This window comes from Shewanella sp. 10N.286.52.E4 (genome assembly GCF_041468785.1).
GTDB classification, from domain to species: Bacteria; Pseudomonadota; Gammaproteobacteria; order Enterobacterales; family Shewanellaceae; genus Shewanella; species Shewanella electrodiphila.
On record NZ_JBFRJJ010000048.1, the window covers coordinates 1 to 6,726 of the forward strand.

A 6,726-nucleotide genomic window follows, 5' to 3' on the forward strand; every position below is an offset into this window, starting at 1 on the left:
CTTGAGAGCCTACAAAGATAAGAATTTGAAGCTGTTGAAATCGCATTGGCAGTTAGCGATTAAGATGCTGCTGGATTTAGTGTGGGAACCACAAGCATCCTATTAAATTCGTGAGGTTCCCTCAGACTCTGACCCCATTTATTTATGCGAAATGTATATCAAACCTGATATAGCCTTTCGGTTTAGCGACTAACTTAGCTAAAATAAAATGGCCTATTACATGCGGGAGTGACTTTGATTGAAAAATATTATTGCTGTGCTTGAATCAACCGGTGTGCGCAAGCACGATTATGCCCAGGGTCGTTATCTATTGCGCCAGTCCTGTGAAGTCACCGCGCTATTATTTTGTGTTGATGCCAATTTTACGGTTTCTTATATCAATGATAACGGCAATGAATTTATTTTGAAGGTGGAAGAAAATTACACTGGCTTTGTCGGTGAGATGGAATTTTTTCAACAAGAGAATCATTCACTTTTCAGTGTTAAATCTAATAAGCCCGGAACCTATTATAAGCTCAGCAAAATGCAGGTGTTAACGGTTTTATCGGCTGACAGTCAGGTTTTTTCTGACTTAATGGCATTGATGACCCAACGATATAACACCAATGTCAAAAAGCTTATTGAACGTCTCACTCAGCCAACAAAAATAAGTATTATCAATCAAATACTGCAAGCTCATAACGTGTCGGATGATGAGCTATTTGATTTGTCATCGACTTTAAATGCTAAAAAACTCGGCATTACTACACGAACGTATCGCAGAATTGTGCATGAACTTATCGAAGAGAAAAAGCTAGAGAAAATCGGTAAACGTTATAAGGTTATTGGACAACTTTAGCTATTAAACAGAACGCCAAAGGCTTGTTGACGTTCTTCATGCGATAACTATAACGGCTTGATGGCTGTTTCTAACGCTAATTTCATCATATTGTCAAAAGAGCTTTGGCGCTCTTCTGTGGTCAACTCGCCGCCTTTTATAACGTGATCAGACACTGTTAGTATGCTTAACGCTTTCACACGATGTTTCGCTGCGATGGTAAATAAGGCAGCCGATTCCATATCATAAGCGAGAATATTCATGGTTTTCATCGCAGGTAGCAGCGTGTCAGGATCTTCGTAGAAAAAATCGCTGGTAAAAATATTACCAACACGCAGCTCAAGAGATTGTGACTGTGCCACATCCCAACAGTTTTTAAGCATCGAAAAATCAGGTGCCGCAGCATAATCATAACCCGCAAAACGTGCACGATTCATGGCGTTACCTGTACTGGCAGCGTTAGGCACAATAATATCTCTTAGCTCAATATCTTCCGCAATCGCGCCGCAGCTACCAACACGGATTAGCTGTTTAACCCCAAATTCATTGATAAGTTCATTGGCATAAATGGCCATAGAAGGCGTGCCCATACCAGAGGCCATTACTGAAATTGCTTGCCCTTTATAGGTGCCGGTAAACCCGAGAATATTACGTACATCACAGACTTGCTTAACATCTGATAGATAGTTTTCGGCAATAAATTTCGCGCGTAAAGGATCGCCAGGCATTAAAACCGTGTCAGCGAAATCGCCTTTTGATGCATTAATATGGGGAGTCATGGTGCTACCTTTTTATGGTGTTTATTAAACTAGTTATTTTAGATAAAACCTGTTTTAGATAAGAGGACATTTGTCCGAAATACGTAAAAATAGACGGTATGAACGCGTATGCAAACAAATCGTTATAGTGGTTGATTTTTTGTAGTGGCTGCGCAATATTTATACAGCACCTTAATTTTGCTTAAGTATGTTCTTTTTCTAAACCCTATGGTGGTTATATGTTAAACAAATGGATTGCACCAATTACACTGGCTACATTGACGTTATTAACCAGTAATGTGATTGCAAGTGAGGAACAACCGCATCGTTATCTCATCAAAAACGTTAATGTTTATGATGGCAGCGACAAACTTATTCCAAATCAAGATGTCCTTATCGAAGGAAACCTCATCAAACAGATTTCTGAAAATATTACCGCAGAAAAAGAGACTGAAATCATTGAAGGTGACAATAAGACATTGAGCCCAGGGTTTATAGCCGTGCATGAGCATATTATTGGCCAAATGTCCTTTGGCGATATATTTACTACAGATACAAGGTTTGCAGCTTATGTCGCTTCAAGTACGGTAAATACTTACCTAATGAATGGCTATACAGCCTTAAGAGATGTCGCTGGCAATACTTTTTCTTTGAAAAAAGCAATCGATGAAGGTTATGTAACAGGCCCCCGAATTTACCCATCTGGCCCAATGATCACACAAACATCTGGCCATGCCGATCACCGCCATGCCTCTGATGGTTCAAACGTTAATGGCAATGGCACATGGGATCCAATGGTAAGAAATGGTGACATGGTTATAGCCGATGGTGTACCTCAAGTCCTTAAGGCCGTAAGAGAAAGTTTAAGACAAGGGGCGACACAGATTAAAATAGCTGTAGGCGGTGGCACAGGCTCTTACGCTGATCCGCTTGATGTTATCGAATTTACACCTGAAGAGATTAGAGCCGCTGTTAGCGCAGCCAGTGATTGGGGCACCTATGTTTTAGCGCATGTTTATAATAGTGATGGTATTCGACGTGCCGTTGATAATGGCGTTAAAAGTATTGAGCATGCCAACCTTATTGATGAGAAAACACTTAGATACATGAAAAAAAACGATGTGTGGCTGTCACCTCAAGTCAGTGTTTACACTTTTATTCCTAAAGGTTATACCGAAGACCAAGCGAAAAAACATCGTGCAGCATACGCAGGACTTGATAACTTATTCTCGACAGCTAAAAAAATAGGTTATAAAAAAATCGCATTTGGTTCTGACATTATTACTGACCCTGCAGCTATTGAGCGGATCAATGAGGAATTTGTTCATCGTACTAAATGGTTTTCTAATGCGGAAATTATGCAACAGGCAACAGCAAACTCTGCGGCATTACTCGCTCTGTCAGGTAAACGTAATCCATATCCACACCCTATGGGCGTCATTAAAGTGGGGGCATACGCTGATTTATTGATAATTGATGGTAACCCACTTGAAGATATTTCGATTCTGACTAAACCTAAGCAAAACCTTAAAATGATCATGAAAGATGGGGTCATATACAAGAATACCCTTTAAGTCTCAAGCAACAAGCAAGCTAATGAAGTCTGTTCACAACTTGCTTGGCGCTATATGGCTTAATTTATTGCTATAGAAAGTTTGTGGCAATAGCTAACGCTTGCGGTGGGGCTCCTATGCCCCGCGAACGCTATCCTGATTCTGATAGGCAGGATGCCTGAATGCTTTGAAGCACATGGATGTACGAGAAAGGCCATGTGAGGCTTACGCTAACTCTCCGAAAATTAACATGGCCACCTATTTTACATGGTCACCCACTCCAAGTGGCTCCCGCTTATTCCCCCCACTTATTTAAAAATAGGCACTGCGACTGCTGCTAACTCTTGGTAACAAACTGGCTCCAAGATCCGATTTTTTTTTGAACGCAAATAAATGCCAAAAGTGAAACAACCTGCGTCTAATTTCACTTATTATGACCTCAGTTATTACTACTTATTTAATCGGGAACTCAGCCATTGCAGGCTGAGTTTACTTGAAACGCTAGATTTTAGTGTTGTAGCAACTGACTAAAACGTAGATTAAAGCTGGCAGAGTCATTTGGGTCTAACATGACCCGTACTATGTTTACGCCTTTAGGCTCTTTTAATGCAGTGAAAATCGCATCCATTTCTTTTTCAGTGTTGACTACATAGCTATGCACATCAGTACCTTCAGTGCCGCCAAGAGCTTCACCAAGCTTTTCGTACTTCCATACTGCAATGTCGTTATAAGCACGCTCTACACCTGGATGAATCGCTCTTTCTGCGCCGTAACCTGAATTGTCTAAAATAAATAAAGCTAAGTCTTTCTTGTGCTCAATTAAGGTGGCTAAATCCTGTGCACTCATAGTGAATGCCCCTTCGCCTTGGATACTCACCGAGCGACGGTTGTGTTGTTCATTGGCAAAGTTAGCGCCGACAAACATGCCAAATCCTGCACCGAGCGATCCCCAGTTACCACAACCATGCATAACAACATCCGCAGGGAACTCAGCTTGTGAGCTATTAATAAATCCGCCAGTATCGCCATATAGCATGTCGCCTGCTTGCAGGTAATTAGCAAATTGCACAAATAATCGATCGATGGTGAGTTCATTATCGGTCGGGGTGAATTTGTCGTTTAACTCAAAGGCAAACTTACGTCGAGATTGCAAAGACAGCTCGCCTGCATCGATATGCCTGATAGCAGCTAAAAGCGCTGGAACAAAGTCGCGTAGATAGACCATGTCATATCGCTCACCATTAATTTCGACATAGTCTTTACGGATCCAAATGACATCTTGTTGCTGACCTAGTCGAGTTGAAAATACACCCGTATCAAACTCATTGAATGTCACACCAAGTGCTATAGCCACATCTGCACCATCCATCATTTCTTTGGTGTAGTCTTCGCTGACTTCGCCCATATAGATCCCCACACTGTTAGGATGATCTTCGAAGTCGCCCATTTTACAGGTGAATGTAGTGGCAACAGCAGCGTTAAGCTGATCAACTAACTGCACGCCTTGCTTAATCATGCCTTCGCGCTGTAGAAGGTGCCCTGTTAACACACTGCGAGTGTGTGATTTTTCAAGTAAGGCAACACTGGCTTCAAGTGCTGCATTGAGGTTAGTCATTGAAGACTGCTCAAGCATTAAGTCCAGTGGACGCGTTGGTGCAGGTACTAATGCTGTTTGTAGATCATAGGGTACTTCTAAGTAAACAGGCTTTTTGGTTTGCATCGCTTTACGTAGCATTTGGTCTACTTCAAAGGTGGCAATGCTTAAATCAACTAAGCGCTGGCTGGCGCAAGTAATGTGTTTAAACATATCGATATTAGTGTCGAAGTTGTTCTCAATCACATGATGGTAGCGGCGCTCTGTTGGTGTTGATAACACTTTGACGGTTGGGGTGCCTGCAATGACCATCAAAGGAGTGTCGTCAGCATAAGCGCCAGCAATGGCATTAGTACAGCTCAATGAACCCACCCCAAATGTCACAACCATAGCGCCGAAACCATTCAATTTTGCGTAACCGTCAGCAGCATAGGTGCCGTTAAGTTCATTGCGTGGCAGGACGTGCTTTACGCCATGGTCGCCATCTAAAATCTCATCAAAAAATGGCAGAACATAGTCACCTGGGATGCCAAAAACATGATTAGTGTTAAGTTCTTTAAGACGAGTCAGGATGTAAGTGGCTAGTGTGATCTGTTTCATGGTGTTACCTCAACGTGGTTTTAATTTGGTGCTTTGTTTGTGTGAGGTAATAGTAAGCAATGGCTGATATCTTCTATATAGCGTATTTCGAGCTTGCCAATCCCAAAAATGAGATTGGCTTTTTAACTGAGTGGAGAAGGGGGGATTTACTTAAACGCGCTGACGATGGCATCCACTACCGCTCGCTGAGCGGCTGATTGTAACTGGCGACTTCGATAGAGTAGTGAGAAAGGCACGGGCGCTAATTGGTAGTCGTCAAAGATTTTCACTAAGGCTGAGTCGGCTGGTTGCAGCGCATATAAAGGAATAATGGCGTAACCAAGACCTTCTTTTGTCGCGGAGAGCAACATTTCAGCATCCATCACAGTGAGTTTGCAGCTCGGTTGAATTTTGAATTGTTCATCGGTGCTTTTATGGGTAATCGGCAATGAAGGGTGAGAAAGCGTTGAGATATAAGGCAGGTTATTAAACTCAGCATTATTGATTGCATCTTTATATTGCAGGGAAAATGCTTCACTAGCGAAAAAGGCGAGTTCGAGCTCAATGAGTTTTCTGGCGATTAAGTTACTTTCAGGGAGTTCACCGTTCACCACTGCAATATCGACATCGTCAGTTAATGCAGTGGAGTTAACTGAGTGCTTGAGTTCGACACTGAGCTTAGGGTTATCTTTGAGCAATGTAAGAATAGCAGGATGAATATAGCGAGCATAAAAAAGCTTGGTGGTGGAGATAACAATATGACCGCTGAGTAAGCCTGAGTCATCATTAAGTTCATCGACAGTATTGGCGAGTTCTTCAACAATATTCGCTAATTTTTGGTAATACTTAGCGCCTTCATTAGATAGTGATAATTTGTTTTTATTTCGAATAAAAAGCTGCAAGCCTAGGTTTTCTTCTAACGACACAATCCGCCTACTGACCGTTGATAATGGTAAGCGGGTTTTCTCGCTCGCTCGCTTCATGCTGCCATATTTAGCGACTTGGCAAAAAACATAATAATCATCTAATTGAATTTTCATAAGCAATCCCTATCCCTGTTCTACTCCAAGATGCTTTATTTCAAGAGAAATTAAAAGTGATTTAACGCAGGTTTAGCGCTTAAGGCTAAGGTAATTCGTGGCGCTTCGTTTCTTATTGTTTGAGAACGCTAAAAAGAATGTGAACTGCGACACTCTCTTATTCGTTGCCAGCATTGGCCCAGTAGCCTCAGCTAAATATTCTGAAAACGAATGATTTCCAACGGGGGATTATTTAGCGTCAGACTTCATTTGGGTGAGATTAGAATTATGTTTACTCTGACCCACTTATAAAAAAGTCGTTAAGTTACTTTTTACAATGGGTGGCATGTTAAGTGTTTACGGGGGATTATTTAGCGTCAGACTTCATTTGAATTTGAATTTGAAT

At 41.6% G+C, this 6,726-nt stretch carries 5 protein-coding genes; 2 read left to right on the forward strand and 3 right to left on the reverse strand.

What is annotated here, in order from left to right:
- Positions 1–238 precede the first annotated feature (238 nt).
- Positions 239–838: a Crp/Fnr family transcriptional regulator gene (locus AB4153_RS20055; protein ID WP_303513293.1), complete on the forward strand. Its 600-nt coding sequence runs from the start codon at positions 239–241 to the stop codon at positions 836–838.
- 47 nt (positions 839–885) lie between these two features.
- On the opposite strand, the gene deoD is transcribed toward AB4153_RS20055, so the two are convergent.
- Positions 886–1,596: a purine-nucleoside phosphorylase gene (gene deoD / locus AB4153_RS20060; RefSeq protein ID WP_303513290.1), complete on the reverse strand. Its 711-nt coding sequence runs from the start codon at positions 1,594–1,596 to the stop codon at positions 886–888.
- A 218-nt stretch (positions 1,597–1,814) separates the two neighbouring features.
- On the opposite strand from deoD, the gene AB4153_RS20065 reads away from it, so the two are divergent.
- Positions 1,815–3,149, forward strand: a complete 1,335-nt coding sequence (locus tag AB4153_RS20065) for an amidohydrolase family protein (protein ID WP_371998471.1) — start codon at positions 1,815–1,817, stop codon at positions 3,147–3,149.
- A gap of 487 nt (positions 3,150–3,636) precedes the next feature.
- On the opposite strand, the gene AB4153_RS20070 is transcribed toward AB4153_RS20065, so the two are convergent.
- Both AB4153_RS20070 and AB4153_RS20075 read right to left on the reverse strand, forming a co-directional pair.
- Positions 3,637–5,322 (reverse strand): thiamine pyrophosphate-binding protein, encoded by a 1,686-nt coding sequence (locus tag AB4153_RS20070; RefSeq protein ID WP_371998472.1) that lies wholly within the window; start codon positions 5,320–5,322, stop codon positions 3,637–3,639.
- Between the two features lie 146 nt (positions 5,323–5,468).
- On the reverse strand, positions 5,469–6,341 hold the full coding sequence (locus tag AB4153_RS20075) for a LysR family transcriptional regulator (protein WP_371998473.1): 873 nt from the start codon (positions 6,339–6,341) through the stop codon (positions 5,469–5,471).
- Positions 6,342–6,726 lie beyond the last annotated feature (385 nt).

Excerpts from the sequence above, each read along its gene's own strand:
- AB4153_RS20075 (WP_371998473.1), bottom strand. The coding sequence starts at position 6,341 with ATGAAAATTCAATTAGATGATTATTATGTTTTTTGCCAAGTCGCTAAA.
- deoD (WP_303513290.1), bottom strand. The coding sequence starts at position 1,596 with ATGACTCCCCATATTAATGCATCAAAAGGCGATTTCGCTGACACGGTT.
- AB4153_RS20070 (WP_371998472.1), bottom strand. The coding sequence starts at position 5,322 with ATGAAACAGATCACACTAGCCACTTACATCCTGACTCGTCTTAAAGAA.
- AB4153_RS20065 (WP_371998471.1), top strand. The coding sequence starts at position 1,815 with ATGTTAAACAAATGGATTGCACCAATTACACTGGCTACATTGACGTTA.